The sequence below is a fragment of the Actinomycetospora sp. CA-084318 genome (genome assembly GCF_050955885.1).
Classification (GTDB): Bacteria; Actinomycetota; Actinomycetes; order Mycobacteriales; family Pseudonocardiaceae; genus Actinomycetospora.
In genome coordinates this window covers 274923-297715 of record NZ_CP192098.1, presented here as the reverse complement: position 1 = coordinate 297715, position 22793 = coordinate 274923, and the positions used below count along the sequence as shown (strand labels likewise).

Annotated in this window: 22 protein-coding genes and 1 riboswitch; of the genes, 11 read left to right on the top strand and 11 right to left on the bottom strand. The window is 75.9% G+C overall.

The genetic code is table 11. The features are described 5' to 3' along the window. The first annotated feature begins 9 nt into the window (after positions 1-9). The 4 genes from ACQPYX_RS01455 (at position 10) to ACQPYX_RS01440 (ending at position 4022) form a co-directional block, all read left to right on the top strand. A complete protein-coding gene (locus ACQPYX_RS01455; protein ID WP_433801140.1) occupies positions 10-1206 on the top strand; it encodes a cytochrome P450 family protein in 1197 nt (398 codons plus the stop codon). Positions 1207-1225: 19 nt separating this feature from the next. After that, positions 1226-2386: a hypothetical protein gene (locus tag ACQPYX_RS01450; protein ID WP_433801139.1), complete on the top strand. Its 1161-nt coding sequence runs from the start codon at positions 1226-1228 to the stop codon at positions 2384-2386. Positions 2387-2548: 162 nt separating this feature from the next. Then, complete coding sequence (locus ACQPYX_RS01445; protein WP_433801138.1) at positions 2549-3406, top strand: DNA-formamidopyrimidine glycosylase family protein; 858 nt, start codon at positions 2549-2551, stop codon at positions 3404-3406. Further along, positions 3375-4022 carry a DUF1707 SHOCT-like domain-containing protein gene (locus ACQPYX_RS01440; protein WP_433801137.1) on the top strand — a complete coding sequence of 216 codons (648 nt, stop codon included), beginning with the start codon at positions 3375-3377 and terminating at the stop codon, positions 4020-4022. The genes ACQPYX_RS01445 and ACQPYX_RS01440 overlap by 32 nt, the downstream gene beginning before the upstream one ends. Positions 4023-4093: 71 nt before the next feature. Here ACQPYX_RS01440 and cobA read toward each other — a convergent pair whose 3' ends face one another. The 8 genes from cobA to ACQPYX_RS01400 all read right to left on the bottom strand — a co-directional run bounded on the left by cobA (position 4094) and on the right by ACQPYX_RS01400 (position 12742). Further along, positions 4094-5311 (bottom strand): uroporphyrinogen-III C-methyltransferase, encoded by a 1218-nt coding sequence (gene cobA, locus ACQPYX_RS01435; RefSeq protein ID WP_433801136.1) that lies wholly within the window; start codon positions 5309-5311, stop codon positions 4094-4096. Then, positions 5308-7161, bottom strand: a complete 1854-nt coding sequence (gene bluB, locus ACQPYX_RS01430; protein ID WP_433801135.1) for a 5,6-dimethylbenzimidazole synthase — start codon at positions 7159-7161, stop codon at positions 5308-5310. The genes cobA and bluB overlap by 4 nt, the downstream gene beginning before the upstream one ends. Then, positions 7158-8195, bottom strand: a complete 1038-nt coding sequence (gene cobC / locus ACQPYX_RS01425) for an Rv2231c family pyridoxal phosphate-dependent protein CobC (RefSeq protein ID WP_433801134.1) — start codon at positions 8193-8195, stop codon at positions 7158-7160. The genes bluB and cobC overlap by 4 nt, the downstream gene beginning before the upstream one ends. Further along, positions 8192-8542, bottom strand: coding sequence for a hypothetical protein (locus ACQPYX_RS01420; protein WP_230753791.1), 351 nt, complete (start codon positions 8540-8542; stop codon positions 8192-8194). Before ACQPYX_RS01420 ends, cobC begins: the two co-directional genes overlap by 4 nt. A 91-nt stretch (positions 8543-8633) precedes the next feature. Continuing rightward, a riboswitch (cobalamin riboswitch) is annotated at positions 8634-8759 on the bottom strand. A 72-nt stretch (positions 8760-8831) separates the two neighbouring features. Then, positions 8832-9398, bottom strand: a complete 567-nt coding sequence (locus ACQPYX_RS01415; protein ID WP_433801133.1) for a response regulator transcription factor — start codon at positions 9396-9398, stop codon at positions 8832-8834. A gap of 88 nt (positions 9399-9486) precedes the next feature. Then, on the bottom strand, positions 9487-10413 hold the full coding sequence (locus ACQPYX_RS01410; protein ID WP_433801132.1) for an asparaginase: 927 nt from the start codon (positions 10411-10413) through the stop codon (positions 9487-9489). A gap of 55 nt (positions 10414-10468) precedes the next feature. Further along, on the bottom strand, positions 10469-11044 hold the full coding sequence (locus tag ACQPYX_RS01405; RefSeq protein WP_433801131.1) for a cyclodeaminase/cyclohydrolase family protein: 576 nt from the start codon (positions 11042-11044) through the stop codon (positions 10469-10471). Further along, positions 11045-12742 carry a formate--tetrahydrofolate ligase gene (locus ACQPYX_RS01400; protein WP_433801130.1) on the bottom strand — a complete coding sequence of 566 codons (1698 nt, stop codon included), beginning with the start codon at positions 12740-12742 and terminating at the stop codon, positions 11045-11047. It abuts the gene before it with no gap. A gap of 100 nt (positions 12743-12842) precedes the next feature. Here ACQPYX_RS01400 and ACQPYX_RS01395 point away from each other — a divergent pair, with 100 nt between their 5' ends. Beyond that, on the top strand, positions 12843-13784 hold the full coding sequence (locus ACQPYX_RS01395) for an AEC family transporter (protein ID WP_433801129.1): 942 nt from the start codon (positions 12843-12845) through the stop codon (positions 13782-13784). Here ACQPYX_RS01395 and ACQPYX_RS01390 read toward each other — a convergent pair. Beyond that, positions 13781-13999 carry a hypothetical protein gene (locus ACQPYX_RS01390; RefSeq protein ID WP_433801128.1) on the bottom strand — a complete coding sequence of 73 codons (219 nt, stop codon included), beginning with the start codon at positions 13997-13999 and terminating at the stop codon, positions 13781-13783. The genes ACQPYX_RS01395 and ACQPYX_RS01390 overlap by 4 nt on opposite strands. A gap of 90 nt (positions 14000-14089) precedes the next feature. Between ACQPYX_RS01390 and mobA the strand changes: the two genes are divergently transcribed. The 5 genes from mobA (at position 14090) to ACQPYX_RS01365 (ending at position 17828) form a co-directional block, all read left to right on the top strand. Continuing rightward, complete coding sequence (gene mobA / locus ACQPYX_RS01385; RefSeq protein ID WP_433801127.1) at positions 14090-14743, top strand: molybdenum cofactor guanylyltransferase; 654 nt, start codon at positions 14090-14092, stop codon at positions 14741-14743. A gap of 28 nt (positions 14744-14771) precedes the next feature. Next, positions 14772-16319 carry a chloride channel protein gene (locus ACQPYX_RS01380; protein WP_433801126.1) on the top strand — a complete coding sequence of 516 codons (1548 nt, stop codon included), beginning with the start codon at positions 14772-14774 and terminating at the stop codon, positions 16317-16319. Beyond that, positions 16316-16774: a hypothetical protein gene (locus tag ACQPYX_RS01375; RefSeq protein WP_433801125.1), complete on the top strand. Its 459-nt coding sequence runs from the start codon at positions 16316-16318 to the stop codon at positions 16772-16774. The genes ACQPYX_RS01380 and ACQPYX_RS01375 overlap by 4 nt, the downstream gene beginning before the upstream one ends. A 224-nt stretch (positions 16775-16998) precedes the next feature. Continuing rightward, positions 16999-17424, top strand: coding sequence for a PPOX class F420-dependent oxidoreductase (locus ACQPYX_RS01370; RefSeq protein WP_433801124.1), 426 nt, complete (start codon positions 16999-17001; stop codon positions 17422-17424). Beyond that, positions 17421-17828 carry a cupin domain-containing protein gene (locus ACQPYX_RS01365; protein ID WP_433801123.1) on the top strand — a complete coding sequence of 136 codons (408 nt, stop codon included), beginning with the start codon at positions 17421-17423 and terminating at the stop codon, positions 17826-17828. The genes ACQPYX_RS01370 and ACQPYX_RS01365 overlap by 4 nt, the downstream gene beginning before the upstream one ends. Here ACQPYX_RS01365 and ACQPYX_RS01360 read toward each other — a convergent pair. Continuing rightward, a complete protein-coding gene (locus tag ACQPYX_RS01360) occupies positions 17798-18637 on the bottom strand; it encodes a class I SAM-dependent methyltransferase (protein WP_433801122.1) in 840 nt (279 codons plus the stop codon). The two genes, ACQPYX_RS01365 and ACQPYX_RS01360, sit on opposite strands and share 31 nt — an antisense overlap. 109 nt (positions 18638-18746) lie before the next feature. Here ACQPYX_RS01360 and ACQPYX_RS01355 point away from each other — a divergent pair, with 109 nt between their 5' ends. After that, positions 18747-19124, top strand: a complete 378-nt coding sequence (locus ACQPYX_RS01355; protein WP_433801121.1) for a winged helix-turn-helix transcriptional regulator — start codon at positions 18747-18749, stop codon at positions 19122-19124. Here ACQPYX_RS01355 and ACQPYX_RS01350 read toward each other — a convergent pair. Further along, positions 19100-22729: a transglycosylase domain-containing protein gene (locus ACQPYX_RS01350; protein ID WP_433801120.1), complete on the bottom strand. Its 3630-nt coding sequence runs from the start codon at positions 22727-22729 to the stop codon at positions 19100-19102. The two genes, ACQPYX_RS01355 and ACQPYX_RS01350, sit on opposite strands and share 25 nt — an antisense overlap. Positions 22730-22793 lie beyond the last annotated feature (64 nt).

Sequence of the window (22793 nt, the reverse complement as noted above, 5' to 3'; positions counted from 1 at the left end):
CTCGCGTCCGTGACCGACCTCGCCACCGGACCCGTCTTCACCGACGACTACTGGGCCGACCCCTACGGCACGCTCTCGCGCCTGCGCGAGATCGCGCCGGTCCGGGAGGTCGACCTCCCCGACGGCGGGTCCACGTGGCTCGTCACGCGCTACGCGGACGTGCGGGCGGCGTTCGTCGACCCCCGCCTGGCCAAGGACTTCCGCTCCACGATGCCGCCCGAGCAGCGGCCGGCGGAGCCGCTGATCCCCGGCCCGGCGGGGCACATGCTGCTGCTCAACGACCCGCCGGTGCACACCCGGCTGCGCAAGCTCGTCGTCTCGACCTTCACCGTGCGCCGGGTCGCGGCCCTGCGCCCGGCGATCGAGCAGATCGCCGCGTCGCTGCTCGACCGGGCCGGGCAGGTCGGCGAGATCGACCTGGTGGCCGACTTCGCCGTGCCGCTGCCGATGCAGGTGATCTGCGAGCTGCTCGGGGTCCCGCTCGACGACCGGGACGCGTTCGCGGCGTGGTCCCGCACGATGATCGACGACTCCCCGCAGCCGGAGAAGCACCAGGCCCAGTCGAGCCTGACCGCCTACCTCTCCGACCTCGTCACCGCCAAGCGCGACGCTCCCGACGAGGCCCTGCTCTCGGCGCTGATCCGGGCGTCCGAGGACGGCGACGCGCTCACCCACGACGAGATCGTGGCGATGGGCATGATCCTGCTGATCGCGGGCCACGAGACGACGTCGAACCTCATCACCAACAGCGTCCACGCGATCCTGCGCGACGACGTGCTGCGCGAGCGGGTGCTCGGGGCGGAGTCGCTCACCCCGATCGTCGAGGAGTTCCTGCGCTGGACCTCGCCGGTTGCCAACGCGCCGCTGCGCTTCGCCACCGAGGACCTCGAGCTGGGCGGGGCGACCATTCCGCGCGGGGCGCTCGTCACGCTGTCGGTCGCGGCGGCGAACCGGGACCCGGAGCGGTTCGACGCACCGGAGCTGCACGACCCGGACCGGGACCTCACCGGACACCTCGCCTTCGGCCACGGCATCCACTTCTGCCTGGGCGCGTCGCTGGCCCGGCTGGAGGCCGAGGTCGCGCTCGGGGCGCTGTTCGAGCGCTTCCCGCACCTCACGTCGGCGGTGCCGCTCGACGAGATCGTCTACCGCCACAGCATGCTGATCCACGCGCTGTCCGCGCTGCCGCTGCGGCTCGCTCCATGAGTCCTGACACACTGCGCCCATGGGCGAGGCGCGGTGGGTGCTGGCGGTGGACCACGGCACCTCGACGACGACGGGGGCGGTCGCCGACGTCGATCCCGACGACGGGTGGACGCGGGTCGCGACGGTCCCCGTCGACGGCGCCCCCGAGCTGCCCTCGGTGGTGCTGTCGCGCAGCGACGGCGTGGTCCTCGCCGGACGGCCCGCGCTCGAGGCGGCGCACGCCGACCCCCCGGCCGCCGTGCTCCGGGCCCGTGACTACCTCGGTGCGGCCACCGGCGGACGCGACGACGCCCTGCTCGCGACCTGGCCCCGCCCGACGACCGCGGTGAACGTGGCGACGGCGCTCGTCGCGCGGATCCTGCAGGCCGAGGCGGGCCGTCGGGGCAGTGCCCCGGCGCTGCTCGCGCTCGTGCACCCGCCGTCGTGGACCGACCCCGCCACCGGCCGCGCCGCGCTCACCGCGGCGGGCCGCTCGGCCCTGCGCGCGGTCGACGGCGCCGCCGACGCCGAGGTGGCGCTCGTGGCGGCGCCGGTCGCCGCGGCGGTCCGGCTGGGCGGGAGCGGGCCGGTCGTCGTGGTGGACCTGGGCGGGGGCGGCACCGAGGTCGCGGTGGTCGACCGGACCGAGGGCGAGCACGGGACCACGGCCGCGACGCTGCGCCCCGGCACGCGGACCGTCGAGGTGGGCGCGGAGTCGCTCGACGACGCCCTCACGCAGCTTGTGCTCGACCGGGCCCGACCCGCTCTCGCCGACCGGATCCGGTTCTCCGCCGACCCCGAGGCGCACCGCGCGTACTTCTGGCTGCGCCGCGGCGTCCACGACGCGAAGCGCCGGCTGGGCACCGACGGCTTCGTCGACATCGCCGTCCCCGTGCTGCCGCCGGATAACCCGGGTCCGGGCACCGTGCGGATCACCCACGACGACCTCGGCCCGCTGTTCGCGCCCGCCCTCGAGCAGGTCGGCGCGGCGACGGTCGACCTGCTCGACTCCTCGGGGGGCGAGCGGCCGCCCCTGCTCGTGCGCGGCGGCATCGCGGCGTTGCCCGGTGTGCGCGACTGGCTCGCGGCGCGCACCGGGTGCGGGCTCGCCGGGGTGGAGGACCCGGGCGCCGCGTCGTCGACCGGCCTGGTGTGCGGGGCCGCCGCCTGGGCGGCCGACCGGGCCGGTCTGGGCCGCTGACGCCCACCCCTCTTGCAAGCAAAGCGTCACTGCTTGCACCCAGTGACAGGAACGGCCACATCGTCGGGCGGCCGCCCCTGATGGCAGCGAAGCGTCGTTGCTGTCATCAGGTGACAGCAACGACGCTTTGCTGCCACCGGGGGTAGGGGTACACCCGAGCCCATGGAGGGCGACGCCGTGCACCGCGCGGCCGCACGACTGAGCACGCTCGCCGGCGCCACGGTGACCCGCGCCGAGTTCCGCAACCACCTCGCCGGCGCCGACCTGCGCGGCGCCACGCTCGACGCGACGAAGGCCCACGGCAAGCACCTGCTCACCCGCTTCACCGACGGCCGCACCCTGCACTCGCACCTGCGCATGGACGGCTCCTGGACGATCGTGCGCAAGCACCGCCCCGACGGCCGCCCCGCCCTCCCGCGCCACCTCCTGCCGAACCTCCGCGTCGCGATCACCCTCGACGACGGCCGCAGCCTGGTCGGGCTCGGCGTCCCGGTCACCGACCTGCTCGCCACCCGCGACGAGCACCGCGTCGTCGGCCACCTCGGCCCCGACGTGCTCGCCGGGCAGCCGACCGCGACCCAGGACGCCTTCGATCTCGACGAGGCCCTCGCCCGGCTGGGCAAGGACCCGGCGCGGCCCGTCGTCGAGACCCTCCTCGACCAGCGCGGCGTGGCCGGCTTCGGCAACCTCTGGGCCGTCGAGCTGTGCTTCCTGCGCGGCCTGCACCCCTGGCGTCCGGTCGGCGACGTCGAGCTCGAACCGCTCCTCGCGCTGGGCCGGAAGATGATCCGACACTCCCTCGAGCACAACACCGGGATGACCACGACCGGCGTGAAGCGCAAGGGACAGAACCACTGGGTGACCGGACGCTCGAACCGCCCCTGCTACCGCTGCGGCACGCTCGTCCGGTTCCGGCCCGCGACCGGCGCCCCCTACGCCCGCGAGGTGTGGTGGTGCCCGTCGTGCCAACCGGGCCAGGATGAGCGTCGTGGAGAACGCGCCCGAACCGCGCATCGGTGACCGTGAACGGCGCGAGGTCGACGAACGTCTCCGGCGCGCCCAGGACGACGGCATGATCAGCCTCGCCGAGTACGACGAGCGGGCGCAGGCCTGCTACGCCGCCCGCTTCCGCAGCGAGCTCGAACCCCTGACGGCGGATCTTCCCGACGAGGGCCCGGCGTCGGCCCCGAAGCCCGAGCCGGAGACCGCGGTCGTCGAGCCCGCCTGGCACGACGACCAGCGCGCGCCCGAGCGGCGCGCGCACGGCCGGGGGTTCCGGGGCCTGCTGATCGCCGCGGTCATCGGCGTGGCCGCGGTCGTCGCGCCGGGCGTGCTGTCGGCGAACCAGGGCGCGGCGGTGTTCGGCAGCAAGGTGGTGCAGGTGGCGCCCGGGCAGACCGACGTGCAGGTCGGGGTGCTGTTCGGGTCGACGAAGGTCGTGGTCCCCGACGGCACGCAGGCCGCCACCGCCGGCACGACGATCTTCGGCTCGACGAAATGCGACACCGCGTGCGCGCCCGAGCCCCCGGGTGCGCCGCAGGTGCAGGTCAGCGGCCGCGGCGCCTTCGGCAGCGTCGAGGTGCTCACCGCGACCGAGTACGCACAGGACCAGGACCGGCGCGACCGGGACGACTGAGGCCGGCTCCGAACGAGCGGCACTGTCGCAGCATCTACGTGCGCGAGAGTGCCGTTCGCTCGTCCGGGGTCCTAGGGCGGCGGGAACGCCGAGGGGTCGGCCACCGGCCCGATCACGACGACGGCGGGCGGACGCAGCCCGGCGTCCGCGATCGCCGACGGCAGCTTCGCGAGCGGCGCGCGCACCGTCGCCTCGCCCGGCAGCCCGCCCTCCTGGATCGCGACGGCCGGCGTCTCGGGATCCCGGCCGCCGTCGACGAGCGCCTCCGCGATCCGCGGCAGGTTCTCCACCGCCATGAGCAGCACGACCGTGCCGGTGAGCCGCCCGAGGGCCGCCCAGTCGACGAGGGACTGCTCGTGGCCGGGCGGCAGGTGCCCGGAGACGACGACGAACTCGTGGGTGATCCCGCGGTGCGTCACCGGGATGCCGGCGAAGGCGGGCACGGAGATCGCACTGGTCACGCCCGGCACGACGTCGACGGTGACGCCCGCCGCCGCGCACGCCTGGATCTCCTCGTAGCCGCGCCCGAAGACGAACGGGTCGCCGCCCTTGAGCCGCACCACCCGGTTCCCGGCGAGCGCCTCGTCGACCAGCACCGCGTTGATCGTGTCCTGGCTCATGTAGCGCCCGCGGGGGAGCTTCGAGGCGTCGATGACGGTGACGTCGGGCGGCAGTTCGTCGAGCAGCGCCTGCGGGGCCAGCCGGTCGGTCACCACCACGTCGGCCTGCGCCAGCGCCTGCCGCCCCTTCACCGTGATCAGCCCGGGGTCGCCCGGTCCGCCGCCGACGAGGGTGACGCCGGGGTGACGGTCGCCGCGGTGGCGACGGTCGGCGAGCGTGCCGCTGCGCAGGGCCTCGACGACGCCGTCGCGCACCCCGGCCGCCCGGCGGGGGTCACCGCCGCCGATGACGCCGACGGTGACGTCGTCGTACCGCCCGACGGCCGGGGTCACGGCGGTGCCCTCCTCGGCGTGGTCGGCGCGCACGCAGAACACGCGGTGGGCCTCCGCCTCGGCGGCGACGGCCGCGTTGACCTCGGCGGAGTCGGTGGCGGCGACGCAGTACCAGGCGTCGTCGAGATCGCCCGCGGCGTACCCGCGCTGCTCCCAGACGACCTCCCGGGACGCCGCGAGGGCCTCCAGGGCGGTGGTGACGGCGGGGCTCACGACGTGGACGTCCGCGCCCACCTCGAGCAGCCCCGCGACACGGCGCTGGGCCACCGAGCCGCCGCCCACGACGACGACGCGTCGACCGGCCAGGTCGAGCCCGACGGGATAGAGCGTGCTCACTGACTGATCTCCTCGGTCTTCTCGGCGACCCCGGCGCTGTCGAAGGTCGCGACCTCGGCGAGCGCCCGCGCGGCGGCGGCGACCAACGGCGCCGCCAGGAGAGCGCCGGTCCCTTCGCCGACCCGCATCCCGAGGTCGAGCACCGGCTCGAGTCCCAGGTGTGCCAGCGCCAGGGTATGGGCAGGCTCCACCGAGCGGTGCCCCGCGATCCACGCCTGTGACGCAGTCGGGGCGAGCGCCGCCGCGACCAGCGCCGCCGCCCCGGCCACGACGCCGTCCACGACGACGGGGGTGCGCAGCGCCGCCCCGCCCAGCAGCAGTCCGGCGATCCCCGCGATCTCCAGCCCGCCGACGGCCGCCAACGCGCCGAGCGGGTCGTCCGCGGCAGCCGTGCCGCCACCGTGAGGGGAGGATCCGCCCGCCCCACCCGCGTGAGGGGACCCCTCGTGTGGGTGGGAGGGGTCGAAATTCCCCTGACGCGCGGAGGGGGTGCCCGGCAACAGGCCGTGCCGGGACAACGCCGTCCGCACCACGGCGGCCTTGCGGGCCAGCATCGCGTCGTCGATCCCGGTGCCGCGGCCGGTGACGACCTCCGGCGACGCGCCCGTGAACGCCGACACCAGCGCGGCGGAGGCGGTCGTGTTCGCGATGCCCATGTCGCCGGTGACGAGCAGCCGGTTGCCCGCCGCCACGAGGTCGCGCGCCACCTCCACGCCCGCGACGACCGCCGCCCGGGCCTCCTCGCGGGTCATGGCCGGCCCCACCGTCATGTCGGCGGTCCCGGGGCGGACCTTGCGCGGCAGCAGCCCGGGGGCGTCGTCCAGCACGGCCGCCACGCCCACGTCCACCACCACGACCTCGGCCCCCACCTGGTGCGCGAACGCGTTCACCGCGGCCCCGCCGGCGAGGAAGTTCGCCACCATCTGGTGGGTCACCTCCTGCGGCCAGGGCGTCACGCCCTGGGCGTGCACCCCGTGGTCGCCCGCGAACACCGCGACGACGGCGGGCTCGGGCACGGGGGGCGGGCACGACCCGGCGAGCCCCGCGAGCCGCACCCCGAGCTCGGCGACCCGTCCCAGCGCCCCGGGCGGCACGGTCATCCGGGTCAGCCGCTCGCGGGCCGCGGCCTCGCCCTCGTCCACCGACAGCGTCGCGCACGCGGCGAGCGCGTCGTCCAGCGCGTCCCCGCCGGGGTGCGCGCCCCAGGCGCCCTCGTGCACGGCCCACTCCAGCGGTCGGCGCCGGGCCCACCCGGCGGTCTCCAGCTCCGGCCCGTCGGCGAACGCCGAGACGTGCCCGAGGCACAGGTACGCGACGATCTCCAGGTGCTGCGGGAGGCCGACCCGCTCGCCGAGCAGCGCCGCCATCTCCCGCTCGCGGAAGAACGACACCCACCCGGCGCCGAGCCCCTCGGCCCGCGCCGCCAGCCACAGGTTCTGCACCGCACCGGCCACCGAGTGCGCCGCCATCCGCGGCTGCGTGGCCCGGCCCAGGACGTGCCGGCCGCCGCGGGTCGGGTCGCAGGTCACGACGACGCCGAGGGGGGCCTCGCGGATCGCCTCCACCTTCAGCCCCGCGAACGCCCGTGCCCGGGCCGCCGGCAGCGACGCCGCGAACGCCGCCCGCTGCGCCGCGGCGAGGTCGGCGAGCTCGTCGCGCAGCGCCTCGTCGCGCAGCACGAGGAAGTCCCACGGCTGCGAGAAGCCGACGCTCGGGGCGGTGTGCGCGGCCGCGAGCACCCGCCGCAGGGCGTCGTCGTCGACCGGCTCGGAGGTGAACCCGGTGCGCACGTCCCGGCGCGCCGACAGCACGCGGTACAGCGCCTCGGCATCACCGGGCTCGAGCTTCACAGCACCTCCTGAAGCACCTCGACGAAGGCGTCCATGGTCGTCCGGTCGCGCACGGCCACGCGCAGGTGCTCCCCGTCCAGCCCCGGGAAGGTGTCGCCGCGCCGCACCGCCCAGCCCCGCTCCCGCAGCGCGGCCCGCACGTCGGTGCGCCCCGGCACGCGCAGCAGCAGGAAGCTCGACGCCGGGTCGGCGCCGCGCACCTGGACCCCCGGCAGCTCCCGCAGCGCGGCGAGCAGGTGCTCCCGGTCGGCCCGCAGCGCGACCGCCGCGCGGTCGGCCTCCGCCCGCGCCGCCGTCGTCGTGCAGGCCTGCATCGCGACGAGGGCGGGCGTCGACACCGACCAGGGCGGCGCGGCCGCGGCGAGGAGCCCGACCAGGTCGGGCGCCGCGAGCACGTAGCCCACGCGCAGCCCGGCCAGGCCCCAGGTCTTGGTGAGGCTGCGCAGCACGACGAGCCCGGGCAGGTCGGTGCGCGCCGCCAGCGACTCCGGCTCGCCCGGCACGGTGTCGGCGAAGGCCTCGTCGACGACGAGGACCCGGCCCGGACGGGCGAGCGCCGCGAGCGTCGCCGCGGGGTGCAGCACCGAGGTGGGGTTCGTCGGGTTCCCGACGACGACGAGGTCGGCCTCCTCGGGCACGTCGCCCGGGTCCAGCGTCAGGTCACCGTCGAGGACCACCCGCTCCACCGCGTGGCCCGCGGCCCGCAGTGCGGCCTCCGGCTCGGTGAACTGCGGGTGCACGACGACGGCCCGGCGCGGGCGCAGAGCGCGCGCGAGCAGTACGAACGCCTCCGCGACGCCTGCCACGGGCCACACCTCGGCCGGGTCACGCCCGTGCGCGGCGGCCACCGCCACCCGCGCCGGCCCGGCGTCGGGGTAGGCGGCGAGCTCGGCCAGCGACGCGGCGAGCCGCTCGGTCAGCCAGGCCGGCGGGGTGTCGGCGCGGACGTTGACGGCGAGGTCGACCAGGCCGGGCCCCACCTCGGCGTCGCCGTGGTGGGCGAGGTCGTGCTGGTCGGGGAGGAGCGACGTCACCGCATCTCGCCCTGGCGCGCGCCCGCGGCGGCCCGCAGCAACGCCGCCTCGGCGGCCGGCACCGACGCGGCGAGCACCGAGGTGACCGCCCGCGGCGCGGCGCCGGGGTCCCACCCCTCGTCGTCCATCCGCTCGAGCAGGTCCTCGGTCAGGGCGTCGATGCGGGCCGCGAGGTCGGCGCGGGAGCGGACCGGTCCCGCGCCCAGGAGGTCGAGCGGCACCGCCTTGTCGTCGAGGCAGGCCAGCGCGAGGGCGGCGCGGACGTCGTCGGCGGCGCGGGTCCGCCACGTCGTCGGTCGGGGACAGGCGGTGTGGCGGCGCAGGTAGTGCAGGGGGGCGTGCGACATCGCAGGCAGGCCTTCCTCGGGTTCCTCGCCCGATCGGCCGGCGGTCCGGGGGTGGAGCCGTCGGCGTGCTGGTGGCACCTCACGACGGCCGGAGTCTCCTGGCTCCCGGATCGACACTCGCCCCGGCCTTCCCGCCGGTTGCCCGACCGTGGCCATGCATGGGGTCCGCTCCCCGGTGACAGTGGCGGGACCGCGCCGGATTCACACCGGCTTCCTCCGCGTCCGTCGACCGCTGAGCCGACCACACCACGCGCCGGGGGTCAACGACGTGGGCGTCACGTGCCCGCGGTCAGTGCAGGATGCCCTGCCGGAAGCCCCGGGCGACGGCGTCCGCGCGGTCACCCGCGCCGAGCTTGCGGAAGAGGCGCCGCGCATGGGTCTTGACGGTGTCCTCCGCGAGCGTCAGCGACGCCGCGATCTCGGAGTTCGACAGCCCCTCGCACATCCCCAGCAGCACGTCCAGCTCGCGGCGCGACAGCTCGGTGGTGGCGGGACGCCGGCCGCGGGCGCTGAACGGGCGCGGCCCGGTCTCCTCGCCGGCGCGCAGGAAACCCTTCGCGCCCCGGTCCAGCGCCTGGCCCGCGACCCGGTGCTCGTCGGACGGACCGCCGACCACGAGCACGGCGACGTCGGGTGCCGTGGTGCGCACGGTGTCGAGCGTGGCGATCCAGGCGGGCATCCCGGAGCCGTCGTCGGCGGCGGCCACCAGGACGAGGTCGGGGCGCTCCCGCTCGAGCGCGATCACGAGGTCCTCGCCGGGCCCCACGCCGCGGACCAGGTCGAACCCGGCCTCCACCCCGCGGGCGACCCGCTCCCGGGCGGCCGCGTCGGGCGCGACGATCAGGCAGACGGCCACGGCGGCTCCTCGGACTCGGGTGCGAGGCGCCAGACTCCCACACGGAACCGACATCGTGACCCTCGGGCTACCGACACGTTTGAGGACATCACCCGTCCGTGGCGCGCGTCAGGTGTGCACGCAATGCGCCCACCTGCTCCCCCTTCCCGACGACCGGTGGTGCGGCCACCGCACGCAGGGCGTCCGGCGCCCCGAGGCCGACCGCCTCGAGGACCGCGAGCAGGACCGGCCCCAGCGCGCGGCCCGCGCCGTCGAGGACCTTCGCCGCGACCGCCGTGCCGTCGGGCAGCGCGGCGACGAGCACGCCCTCGGCGCCGGACTTCGCGACGCTGCCGGGGAGCTCGGTCATCAGCACGGTGTCGAGCCGGTCGGTGCCCGCCACGAGGTCCGGCCGGGCCCGCATCGCCGCGGCGACCCGGGCGACCGCGGGATCGGTCGGCCGGGCGAGGGCGTGCGCGAGGCGGGCGAGCCCCGCGAGCGGCGTGACGAACGCGGGAGCACCGCAGCCGTCGACGCTCGCGCCGAGGACCGGGCCGGCGAGCTCGTCGACCGCCGCCCGGCAGGCGACCTGCAGCGGGTGCGCCGGGTCGAGGTAGTCGGGGTCCCCGCCGGCGGCCACGAGCATCGCCGCGTGCTTGCCCGAGCAGTTCATGGCGAGCGGGGTCGGGCCGTGCCCCGCGGCCAGGTACGCCCGCATCGCCGCGGTGCCCAGCGGGAGGTCGGGGACGCAGCCCAGGGCGCCTTGGTCCAGGCCGTGGCGCGCGAGCAGCGCGGTGACGGCGGCGAGGTGCACGGGCTCCCCGCTGTGCGAGGCGCTCGCCACGGCGACCTCGTCGTCGGTGAGCCCGGCCCCGGACCGCAGCACCGCGACCGTCTGGGCGGGCTTGAGCGAGGAGCGCCCGTAGAACGGTCGGTCGGGGTCACCCGTCGTCAGGAACTCCGAGCCGTCGGGGCGCAGGACGACGAGAGCGACCTCGTGCACGGACTCGACGATCCCGCCACGGGTGCTGCGCACGTGAGCACTAAGTGGGGTCATAGGCCCACTGAGTGCTCACCTGCGCGGAGCGCACCTAGAACGCCGCCCGCTCCGCCAGCCGCCGCGCCTCGCCGGCGCGCTCCTCGGCGTCCTCGACGCGCGGGTCGGCCCACGCCTCGGGACCGTCGGCGATGTTGATCCCGACCAGCGCCGACGCCGACTCGGCGGCGGCCGACGCCAGCAGCGACGCCGTCACCGCGTCACCGGACAGGGCGTCCGGGCCGTGCTCGGCCAGGGCCGCCGCGATCTCGGTGACCCGGACGGCGACGGCGAGGACGTCGAGCGGGACCTGGACGATCGCCTCCGTCGCCCCCGCGTCGCCGCCCGGGGCCTTCCGGGCGGCGAGGAACCCGGCGAAGGCGGCCACGTCGTCGTCCGCCAGTCCCAGGGCGCGGGCGCGCAGCCCGTCGAGCTCGTGGGAGAGGTCCAGCGCAGCCGGGTCGGTCCGGGCCGCCGCCTTCGCGACCTTGCCCGCGAGCCCCGCCGCCAGCGCCGCCGTGACGGCGGCCGTCGACCCGGCCGCGGGCCCCGGTCCTCTCGCCGCGAGCGCCTCGCCGAGCGTCGCGACCGGCACCTCGCCCAGCGGCCGGGGTTGACCCGACGGAGCCACCTAGAACAGCCCCACGATCGTCCCGTCGGGCTGGACGTCGATCGAGTGCGCGGCGGGCGCCTTGCCCAGTCCGGGCATCGTCCGCATGTCGCCGCAGATGGGGTAGACGAACCCGGCGCCGACCGAGGCACGGACCTCGCGCACCGGCATCCGCCACCCGGTCGGGGCGCCGAGCAGCTTCGGGTCCGACGAGATCGACAGGTGGGTCTTCGCGATGCAGACCGGCAGCCCGCCGAAGCCGTTGCGCTCGTAGAGGTCGATCGAGGAGTTCGCGGCCGGGGCGTAGTCCACGCCGTCCGCGCCGTAGACCTTCGTCGCCACCGCCTCGATCTTCTCGCGCAGCGGGGCGTCGTCGGGGTAGAGCAACCGGAAGTCCGAGGGCTCCTCCGCGGCCTCGGCGACCGCCTCGGCGAGCTCGGCCGCACCGCGTCCACCGTCCGCGAAGTGCGTCGACACCGCCACGCGGGCGCCGAGCGACTCGGCGATCTCGCGGATCGCGGCGTGCTCGCTGGGGTGGTCGGTGGGGAACGCGTTGATGCAGACCACCGGGGAGACGCCGTGCAGGCGCATGTTCTCGATCTGCTTGCGCAGGTTCGCCCCGCCGGCGTGGACCTCGTCGGGGTTCTCGGCGAGCAGCGCCTCCGGGAGCTCCTTGCCCGCGACGATCCGGTGGTTCCCGCTGTGCGCCTTGAGCGCGCGGACGGTCGCGACGACGACGGCGGCGTCGGGCGTCATCCCCGAGGCGCGGCACTTGATGTTGAAGAAGCGCTCGGCGCCCATGTCCGCACCGAACCCGGCCTCGGTGACGAGGAAGTCACCGGCGTGGATGCCGATGCGGTCGGCGACGATCGAGGAGTTGCCGTGGGCGATGTTGCCGAACGGGCCGGCGTGCACCAGGACCGGCGTGTTCTCCAGCGTCTGCATGAGGTTCGGCTTGAGCGCGTCACGCATCAGGGCGGCCATGGAGCCCGCGCCGTGGATGTCCTCGGCGGTCACGGCGTCGCCGTCGGGGGTGTAGCCCACGACGATCCGGCCGAGCCGGGCGCGCATCTCCTCGAGCGAGTTCGACAGCGCGAGGATCGCCATGACCTCGGAGGCCGACGTGATGTCGAAGCCGGACTCGCGCGGCACGCCGTCCATCCGGCCGCCGAGCCCGGTGACGACGTTGCGCAGGGCGCGGTCGTTCACGTCGAGCACCCGCCGCCAGGTGACGCGGTACGGGTCCAGGCCCGCCGCGTTGCCCTGGTAGAGGTGGTTGTCGAGCACCGCGGAGAGCATGTTGTGGGCGCTGGTGACGGCGTGGAAGTCGCCGGTGAGGTGGAGGTTGAACTTCTCCATCGGCACGACCTGGGAGTAGCCACCACCCGCGGCGCCGCCCTTGATGCCGAACGTCGGGCCCATCGACGGCTGCCGGATCGCGATCACGCCGCGCCTGCCGACGTGGGAGAACGCCTGGCCCAGGCCGACGGTCGTCGTCGTCTTGCCCTCGCCCAGCGGGGTCGGCGTGATCGCCGTCACCACCACGTACTTGGCCCTCGGCCGGTCGGCCATCACGTCGATCGCGTCGAGCTCGATCTTGGCGACGTCGCGGCCGTGCATCTCCAGCAGGTGGGAGGGCAGGTCCATGGCCGCGGCGACGTCGTCCAGCGGCTTCAGCGTCGCCTTCTGGGCGATCTCGAGGTCGGACGGGATGCTCATGACGGATCACACAAGCAGAGACCGTCCCGGCCGTCGACGTGAAGTGACGTCGCGCCTACTGCGCGCACGCGCACCGGATCGTCGGCGAGAGTGGCGCCCCGTGGACCCGGGAACGCTGCTGACGCAGATCGCGCCGATCTTCGCCGTGATCGCGGTCGGGGCGGTGGCCGCCCGCTGGGAGCGGTTCTCCGAGTCGGCCGCCGCGACCCTCAACGACCTCGTCTACTACGTCGCACTGCCGGCCCTGATCTTCGACTCGGTGGCCGAGGCCGACCTGTCGACCGGCGTCTCCGGGTCCGCGATCGTCGTCGCGATCGGTCTGCTCGTGGCCGGCTACGCCCTCGGCGTCGGGCTGGCGCGACTCCTGCGCATGCCGCTGCGGGAGGCCAACGCCGTCGGCACGGTCGGCGCCTGGGGCAACGTCGGCTACCTCGGCATCCCGCTCTCGGTCGCCGTCCTCGGCCCGGCGGCGGGTCTCGCCGCGTCGCTGGTCTCGACGATCCACACCGCCCTGGCCATCACGGTGTTCGTCGTCGCCGCGACGCTGGTCGACCGGGACCGCGGGGCCCGGGGGCTGCTCGTGCGCACCGTGGCCCGCCGGGTCCTGGTCAACCCGATCGTCGTGGCGATCGTGCTCGGCCTGCTCGTCGCCGCGAGCGGCTGGCGCCTACCCCGCCCGGCCGCGACCACCGTCGAACTGGTCGCCGCCATGGCCGCCCCGGGCGGGCTGTTCGCGCTCGGCATCCTGCTCCGCGGGGCCGTGCCCGCGCTGCGCGGCGGGCGGATCGGCGGGATCGCCGTCGCCGTGGCGCTCAAGCTCGTCGTCCTGCCCGCCCTCGCGGTCGGGGCGGTGCACCTCTTCGGCATCCCCGCGCCGTGGGCGGCGGTGCTCGTGCTGATGTGCGCGCTCCCGGACGCGGCGACGGTGTTCGTCCTGATGGCGCAGTACCGGACCTGGTACCGCGAGAGCACCGCCGCCGTCGTCCTGACCACCGTCGGCTCGGTCGTGACGCTGCCGGTGGTGCTGACGCTCGCGGTCTAGGCGCTCATCCAGAGGGTGCGGCGCTCCTCGTGGGTGCGGGCGTGGGCGATGCGGTCCACCGCCGCGCGCTGCTCCTCGCTCGCGGTGCCGAGGGCGACCGCGCGTTCGGCCTCGGCCATCTCGCGATCGGCGCGCGCCTCCTCGGCGTCGGACGGCGTCGCCGCGATCGTGCCGCGGTGGGCGTCCTCGGGCTCGCCTGCGTACCTGCCGGCCATCGCTTCCACTCCCCGTGTCGCTCGGTGGGCCCTCTGCTCGAGCCCCGCCGGTGCGTGGGTAGACGCAATGTGCGCGCAACAATCAGGGCTGTGTCCGAGACGACTGCCGCCGCCGTGGTCCTCGCCGGGGGCCGGTCGACCCGCATGGGCCGCGACAAGGCGGCGCTGAGCTGGGGCGACGGCACCCTGCTCGACCACGTGGTCGCGGTCCTGCGGTCCGCGGTGAGCGGGCCGGTCGTGGTGGTCGGTGCGGCCGGGTTCCCCCGGTCGGTGGACGCCTCCGACGTCCTCTCGGTCACCGACGACGAGCCGGGTCGGGGCCCGCTGCAGGGCATCGCCACCGGGCTCACCGCGGCGGGTGCCGCGGGTCGCGAGACCGCGTTCCTGTGCTCGGTGGACCTGCCCGCCCTGCACCCCGCCTACGTGCACGCGGTCCTCGCCGCGCTGTCCGACGCCGAGGTCGCCCTCCCCGTCCTGCACGGGCACCGCCAGCCGCTCGCCGCCGCCTACCGCACCGCGCTCGGCCCGCGCGCCACCCGGCTCCTCGCGGCCGGGGCCCGCCGGCCGGCCGAGCTGTTCGCGGCGAGCGTGGTCCGCGAGCTCTCCGCCGCCGACCTGCTCGCCGACCCGGCGCTGGCCGCGGCCGACCCGGGGCTCGTCGCCGTCGCCGACGTGGACACCCCCGACGAGTACGCGCGCGCCGTCGCCCGATCCCGGGACGAACCGGACGACACCGCGACGTAGGTCGGTCGTGCGTGGGAGGTTGATCGTCATGACGACGGCCCCGCGCTGGCAGCGCTTCCTCGGCGAGTCGGTGGTCGGGATGGCGGTGGCCGCCGTGGTCGTCGGACTCGGGGCCGGACTGGGCGCGGTGGTGTTCCGCGAGCTGATCTTCCTCGTGACCCGGATCGTCACCGGCACCACCGACTACGCCGCCACGCCCGGCGCCCCGCTGCCGTGGTGGCCCGAGATCGGCCGGTGGTTCCTCGTGGCCGCGCCCGTGGTCGGCGGGCTGATCTACGGCCCGCTGGTCTACCGCTACGCCCGCGAGGCCCGCGGCCACGGTGTCCCCGAGGTGATGCTGGCGGTCGCGGAGAACGACGGCCGGATCCGGCCCCGCGTCGCCGTGGTCAAGTCCGTGGCCTCCGCGCTGACCATCGGCACCGGCGGATCGGTCGGCCGGGAGGGACCGATCGTCCAGATCGGGTCGGCGATCGGGTCGAGCCTCGGGCAGTGGATGCGGATGCCGACGTCCCGGCTGCGGCTGCTCGTCGCCTGCGGGGCGGGCGGCGGGATCTCGGCGACGTTCGACGCGCCGATCTCCGGCGTGTTCTTCGCCCTCGAGATCATCCTGCTCGACTTCACGATGCTCTCGTTCGTCGTCGTGGTCACCGCGTCGGCGGTCGCGAACCTCGTGGCCCGGGCGTTCGAGGGCTCGGGGACCTTCCTGAAGCTCCCGCCGTTCTCCGTCGACTCGTTCGCCCAGTTCGCGCTCTTCGCCGTGGTCGGGCTCGTCGGGGCCCTCGTCGGGGTGGCGTTCACCCGCACCCTCTACGGCCTCGAGGACCTGGCCGACTCCGTGTGGAAGGGCCCGGAGTGGTTGCGCCCGGCGGTGGGCGGCGTGCTCGTCGGTCTCCTGCTCGTCGCGCTCCCCGAGATGTACGGCGTCGGCTACCCCGTGCTGCAGGCCGGCGTGGCGGGCGAGTACGCGGTCGGGTTCCTGCTGGTCCTGCTCGTCGGCAAGCTGGTCGCCACCAGCCTCACGCTGGCCATCGGCGGCTCGGGCGGCATCTTCGCGCCGTCGCTGTTCCTCGGCGCCATGACCGGCACCGCGCTCGGCGTCGCCTTCGCCGCGATCGCACCGGGCGTGGCGGGCCCGGCGGGCGCCTACGGCCTCGTCGGGATGGCCGCCGTGCTCGCGGGCGCCACCCGCGCCCCGATCACCGCGGTGGTCATCGTCGCCGAGATCACCGCCGAGTGGTCGCTGGTCGTCCCGCTGATGATCGCCGTCGCCCTCGCGACCGCCCTGTCCCGCCTCGTCTCCCGCGAGACGATCTACACGATGAAGCTGTCCCGCCGCGGGATCCGTCTCACGCCGCCCGGCGCGCGCGAGTGGCGGCCGTTCGGCCCCGGCGAGGTGCTCGACCTGCCCGAGGAGCGCTGCCTGGTCCGCCTGCCCGTTCCCGACGAGGGCTGGAGCCCGCCGTCCGCGTTCGCGCGGCTCGACGGCGGGGCGCACGATGCGCGGGTGCTCCTCACCGGCCCGGCCGACGCCCTCGACGACCTCGCGGCCTCGCTGCGCCCGGAGGCCGACCGGTGAGGCGGTTCGTCGTGCTCGCCGCCGTGGCCCTGGGCCTGCTCGCGGGCTGCGGGAACTCCGGCAGCCCCGCGGACATCCCCGCCGGGCAGTCCTCCGCGGCGGCCGCCCCCGGCGTCGAGAACGGCACGCCCGACGCGGCGCAGAACAAGCTCCGCCTGGCGCTCGCCGACCCCTGCTACACCTCCGCCGACCCCCGCGCGGTGTGGCCGCGCTGCGGACGTTGGGTGGAGGAGACGGCCTCGACGGCGCGCACCGCCGCGAACGCGCTGCCCTCCGACCCGGCCGTGACCGCCGCCGCCACCGCGGTCGGCCAGGCGCGGGACGCCTACGTCGCCCGGGGCTGCCCCGCCACCGCGCCCGGCGGCACGATCGACGTCGGCGCCTGCGTGGGCGGGCTCGTCGCCGCGCGGACCGCCGTCAGCGGCCTGGCCCGGGCTCTGGGGTCGGCACCCTGAGCCCCGTCCCCGGTGATCACCAGTCCCTCAGCGGTCCGGCGGGCGCCCCTGGAGCCCGCTGAGGGACCGTTGATCACAGGCGGGCCCCGCACGAGGGCTCGCCCGGCCCGAACCACCGACCTCCGCTGATCATCAGTCCCTCAGCGGCCCGACGGGCACCCTCGGAACCCGCTGAGGGACCGTTGATCACCGCCGGGGCCGGCGCCGGCCCTTAGGGTCGGCCCATGAGCAGCCTGACCGACCCCGCCGTCCGCGAGTTCCTGAGCCACGGCACCCGCACGGGCAAGCTCGGCTGGACCGCCCGCGACGGCCGCCCGCTCGTCGCGCCGATCTGGTTCCTGCTCGAGGGCGACACCCTGGTGTTCAACACCGGCCGGGACACCGCGAAGGGCAAGGCCCTCGCCCGCGACCCGCGCGTGGTGCTCTGCGTGGACCTGGAGGAGCCGCCGTTCGCGTTCGTGCAGGTCCAGGGCACGGTGACGCTGTCCGAGGACCCCGACGAGCTGCTCCGCACGGCCACCGAGCTGGGCGGGCGCTACATGGGCGCCGACCGCGCGGAGGAGTTCGGGAAGCGCAACGCGGTGCCCGGGGAGCTCGTCGTCCGGATCACGCCGACGAAGGTCCTCGCGTCGCTCGACATGACCGCGTGAGGCCCGCGCTCGCCGAGGAGTTCGACCTCGAGCCCCACCCCGAGGGCGGCTGGTTCCGGCAGCTCTGGGCCGCGCCCGTCGTCGTGCAGCCCCCCGGGTACGACGGCGGGCGGCCCACCGCGACCGCCATCCACTACGTCCTGGCGCCGGGCGAGCGCTCGGGCTGGCACCGGGTGCGCTCGGACGAGCTGTGGCTCTGGCAGCGCGGCGGACCGATCACGGTGTGGGTCGCCGACGCCCCCGAGGGCGGCGTGGCACACCGGCTCGGCCCGGACGACGGTCTCTCCGTCCTCGTGCCGGGTGGTGCCTGGCAGCGCGCCGAGCCCGCCGACGCCGAGGTGCTCGTGACCTGCGTGGTGTCCCCGGGCTTCGACTACGCCGACTGGGAGCTGGCCGACGGCTGAGCCCGGGTCGCCGTCCAGAGCAGGTACTCCCACTCCATGACGCCGTCGGCCAGCGCGTCGTCGCCGAGGGCGGCGAGGTCGCGGTCGAGGGCGGCCGCACGGTCCGGGTCGTCGGCCAGCGAGGCGTAGACGCCGATCGTCGGCCCGTAGTGGGCGCGGAAGTAGTCGCGGAACGCGGCCCCGTCGGCGAAGCGCTCCACCCGGAGCGTCCGGCGCTGCGCCGCGACGTCGGTGACGCCCGTGCCCAGGATCTCGTCGAGGTGCTCCTCCGAGCCCCAGAGGACCGGCGGCTGCGCACCGGGCGGCGGGGCGGGCGCGTAGGGCCGCATCGTGGCGAACATCCGCCCGATGAACCCCTCCGGTGTCCAGGAGAGCAGGCCGATCCGCCCGCCGGGGCGGCAGGTCCGCAGGAGTTCGGCCGCGCAGCGGCGGTGGTCGGGCGCGAACATGACGCCGATGCACGACATCACGACGTCGAAGTCGGCGTCCTCGAACGGCAGCGCCGCGGCGTCGGCCTCCTCCCACTGCAGCGACAGCCCCTCCGCCTCCGCCTCCGCCCGGCCGGCGGCGAGCAGCTCGGGGACGAGGTCGGAGGCGACCACGGTGGCGCCCGTCCGCGCGGCCGGGCGGGCGGCGTTGCCGGCGCCCGCGGCGACGTCGAGGACGCCGTGGTGCGGTCCGATCCGGCAGGCCTCGACCAGGATCGGGCCGAGCGGGGCGACGACGTCACGGGCGATGCGGGGGTAGTCACCGGACGCCCACAGGGCGCGGTGACGGGCGGTGACGGCATGGGCGTCGATGGCGGTCACGGTGGGTGTCCTTCCGGTCGGAGTGGGCTCCGACGGTAGGAATGCGACGGGGTTCCGCCTAGTGCGAGATGTGTACCGATCACCGTGCGTCACAGCTACGCTTCTCAGGATGGACGGCGCGGACCCTCGGTGCTGCGGGGTGGCCCGGGCCGTGGAGCTGCTCGACGAGCGGTGGACGATGCTCGTCGTCCGTGAGCTGGTCGCCGGGCGGCGGCACTTCAACGAGCTCCGCCGGGGGCTTCCCGGCTGCTCCCCCTCGTTGCTGTCGAAGCGCCTGCACCACCTGCGCCGGGCAGGGGTGGTGGAGCGCCGCACCGAGGGGGCCGAGGTGCGCTACGAGCTGACGCCCGCGGGCGAGGACCTGCGGGCCGTGGTCGACGCCCTCGGGGTCTGGGGTGCCCGCTGGGCGCACGGCACGGACTGTGCCGAGCCGTGCGGAGCGGTCACCCGGACCGCCGGGGGTCAGCCGCCGTCGGCGGGCTGCTGAGCGGGCTGCTGGGCCTGCTCCTCGGGCTGTCCGGCCGCGGGAGCCTGGGGGGCCGCCCCGTCGGCGGGGGCGCCCGGCTCCGCGGGGCCGGGCTCCGGGCCGGGTCCCGCGCTCGGGGTCGGCGGGACCGAGCTCGTGGTCTCGGGCGCCTTCGTCGCGCTCGTCGGCGCCGCGGTGGTCGAGGACGCCTGCTGCCCCTCGCCGGTGGCGGTGGTGCCCGGGTCGGTGCCCGCGACCGGCACGAACTCGCCGAAGGTCTGCTTCGGCGTCCCCTGCACCGCGCCGTTCATGAAGGTCTGCCAGATGTCGCTGGGGATGCCGTGGCCGTAGACCGGGCGACCGTCCGGGTACTGGATCGGCGTGTTGTCGTCGGTCCCGACCCACACCGAGGCGACGACCGACGGCGTGTAGCCGACCATCCAGGCGTCGTTGTTCTGGTTGTCCAGGTGCGACTGCACGGTGCCGGTCTTGCCCGCCGAGAGCCGGCCGCCGGCGAGCGAGGCGCCGTCGTAGGTCGGGACGTCGCGCATGGCCTCGGTGACGTTGCGGGCGACCTTCGGGTCGATCCGCTGCTCGCCCTGGTCGGCCGCGCCGTCGTAGAGGACCTCGCCGCTCGCCGTCGTGACCTTCTGGACCAGGTGCGGCTTGTGGTAGACGCCGTCGTTGGCGAACGTCGCGTACGCCGCCGCCATCTCGACCGGGGTGACCTCGGCGTTGCCGAGCGCGAGCCCGGAGTTCGGGTTCGCCAGCGGGGCCGTGATCCCGGCCTGGTGGGCGGCGTCGGCCACCGCCTGCGGGCCGACCTCGTTGCCCAGCGCGGTGAACACGACGTTGTTCGACAGCGTCATAGCGCGCTTGAGCGTGCAGTTGCTGCAGTCCGCGCCCTCGACGTTGCGCACCGTCCGCCCGGGCACCGACTGGCCGTCGAACTGCGTGCTGATGCCGATCGGCGGATCGTGCTGGAGGGCGGCGAGCAGGACGAACGGCTTGAACGTCGACCCGGCCTGCTTCTCGACCTGCGCGTAGTCCAGGCCCGACCCGTTGTCGCCGCCGTAGTAGGCGACGATCGCGCCGGTGCGGGGGTCGATCGACACCGCGGCGGTGCGCAGGTTGGCCGGCTTGCCCCGCATCTCCTCGCGGACCGACTCGACCGCGTCGGCCTGCTTCTCCGGGTCGATCGTCGTCTGGATCTGCAGGCCCTCGGTGACCAGCGCGTCCTCGTCGATCCCGAGGCTCTTCAGCTCGTCCTTCACCGCGTTGTAGATGTGGCCGCGGTCGTCGTCCGGGACGCCGTTGCCGACCTTGCGCGGCGGGATCGTCATCGGGAAGGTCGCGATCGCGCGGTCGCCGGCGGAGAGCCAGCCCTGGGAGACCATGCCGTCGAGCACGTAGTTCCAGCGGCGCTGCGAGCCCTGCAGGTTCACCGCCGGGTCCCACTGCGACGGCGCCTGGATCAGGCCGGCGATCATCGCGCCCTCGGCGGGCGTGAGCTGGTCGACCGACTTGGCGAAGTACGCCTGCGACGCCGCCTGGATGCCGTAGGCGCCGCGGCCGAAGTAGATGCTGTTGAGGTAGTCCTCGAGCACCTGGTCCTTCGAGTACTCCTGGGTGATCTTCGCCGAGATGATCAGCTCTTTGAACTTGCGGAAGTACGAGTGCTCGGAGCCGACCATCGCGTTCTTGACGTACTGCTGCGTGATCGTCGACCCGCCGCCCTGGCCGCCGGTGACCTGCTTCCAGGCGGCCTTGGCGATCCCGGAGACGTCGAACCCGGAGTTCGTGTAGAAGGTGCGGTCCTCCGCGGAGAGCACCGCGTGCTGCACCGGCAGCGGGATCTGCGCGATCGACACCTTCTGCCGGTTGCCCTGCTCGCCGGGTGCGACGCGGGCGAGCACCGTGCCGTCGGAGAACGACACCGTGTTGAGCTGGCTCTCCACCGCCGAGTCCGCGTTCGGCACCGGGATCAGCAGCCAGCCCAGGGTCAGCGAGAGCGCCGGGACGCCGATCGCCGTCGCCAGCGCCGCGTAGCCCATCCGCCGACGTCGCCGCCACAGCCGCGCCGCCACCGGGAGCGACTCGGCGTCCTTGCCGTCGAGGTAGCGCTGCACGTGCCCGTCGACCCAGTGCCCGGCGCGGACGAGGCGCTCGCCGCCCGGCCAGTGCACGACCTTCGCCGCGACCGCCGCGAGCAGCACCGCGAACGCGGCTGCGATCCGTCCGCGCGGCGGCGCCGGGCGGTCGTCCCGCGACGGGGCGGCGGACGGGCTGATCCGGGTCCGTCCGGGCGTCGCGCGGGTGGTCCGGGTCGTCCGGGTGCTGCGGGTCGCGGCGCGCCCCCCGGCGGCCCGCGCCAGCCCGTCCTTGCCCGCCGCCCGGCGCTCCGCGCGGGTCTGCATCGACTGCGGGGTCGAGCCGGTGCGGCGGGTGGCGGTCGTGGTCGAGGTGGTCGAGGTGGTCGTTCCCGACGAGGCCCGGGTCGGCTCGGCCGTCCCGGTCTTCTCGGCCTTCTCGGTCTTCTCGCGCTGCTCCCGGCCGTCCTTCCCGACGGCGGGTGCGATGGCGGTGCCGTCGGCCGTCCGCTTCGGCGCGGGCTCGTCGTGATCACCGAGCACCGTCGGTGCCGGCGAGGCCCCGGGCGCCGCCGAGGGTGCTCGGTGGTCGTCGACGGGGCCGCCGGGCCGCGTGGCCGTGGTGGGACGGGACCCGGTCGTGGCGGCACCGGGACGTTGCGGCCCCGCCGGGCGGGCCGGGGCGGCCGTCGCGCCGGGACCCGCAGGCGCCTGCGGAGCGTCGGGGCGGACCGGGCCGGGCGGACGGGTCGGCGCGGGAGCCGCGGGGGCCGTGGCCGCGCGGCCGGCCGGCCGGGCCGGGGCGGCGCCCGGCTTCCCGGGGTGCGCCGACGTCCCGGGCTGCGCGGGGGCACCGGGCTGGGCGGGGGCACCGGGCTGCGCTGGGACACCGGGCTGGGCGGGCGCACCGGGACGGACCGGAGCCGCGCCCGTGACCGGCGGCGCGGCGGGCACGGGCCGGGCGGGTCCGACCGGCGAACCCGGGCGTCCGGTGCTCCCGGGGCGCGTCGACGGCGGCACGACCGGCCGGGGCTGGGGTCCGGAGTCGGTGCGGGCGCCGGGCACGGCGCGCGAGCCGGTGAGCGAGGTCGGCGCGGGCTCGGAGCCCGGGAACGAGGGGTGGCTCGCGGGGCGCCGCGCGGGGGCGGCGGGACCACGCCCGGTCGGGCCCTCGGGCAGCGGCGGGGCCGGGGGCGGCGGCACGGCGGGCGGCGGCTGGAGCGCCGTCGACCGCGATCCGCCGGGACGGGACCCGGTCAGCACGCCGCCGCGCGACGGGGCCGGGCCGCGACCGGCCGCTCCCGGGGCCGCGGCGGGTGCGGCGGCCGGGGCCGAGCGGAAGGACGACGACGACAGCGCGCTGGGGAACCCGACGGGCGGGGAGGGCGGGGCGGGGTCGTCGGCCGGGCGGGGCCGGAAGATCTCCCCGTAGTCGCGGTCGCGGTCCGCGTCGTCGGCGCCGGTCGCCGCGGGCGGCGGGACGACGAGGGGGTCCGGGCGCTCGTGACGCGAGGACCGGGAGTGCGCTCCCGCCACCGCTCCACCTCCCGCGTCCACCAGGGCGGGTCGATCCCCGCCGGTCTCGATTGGATCACGATCC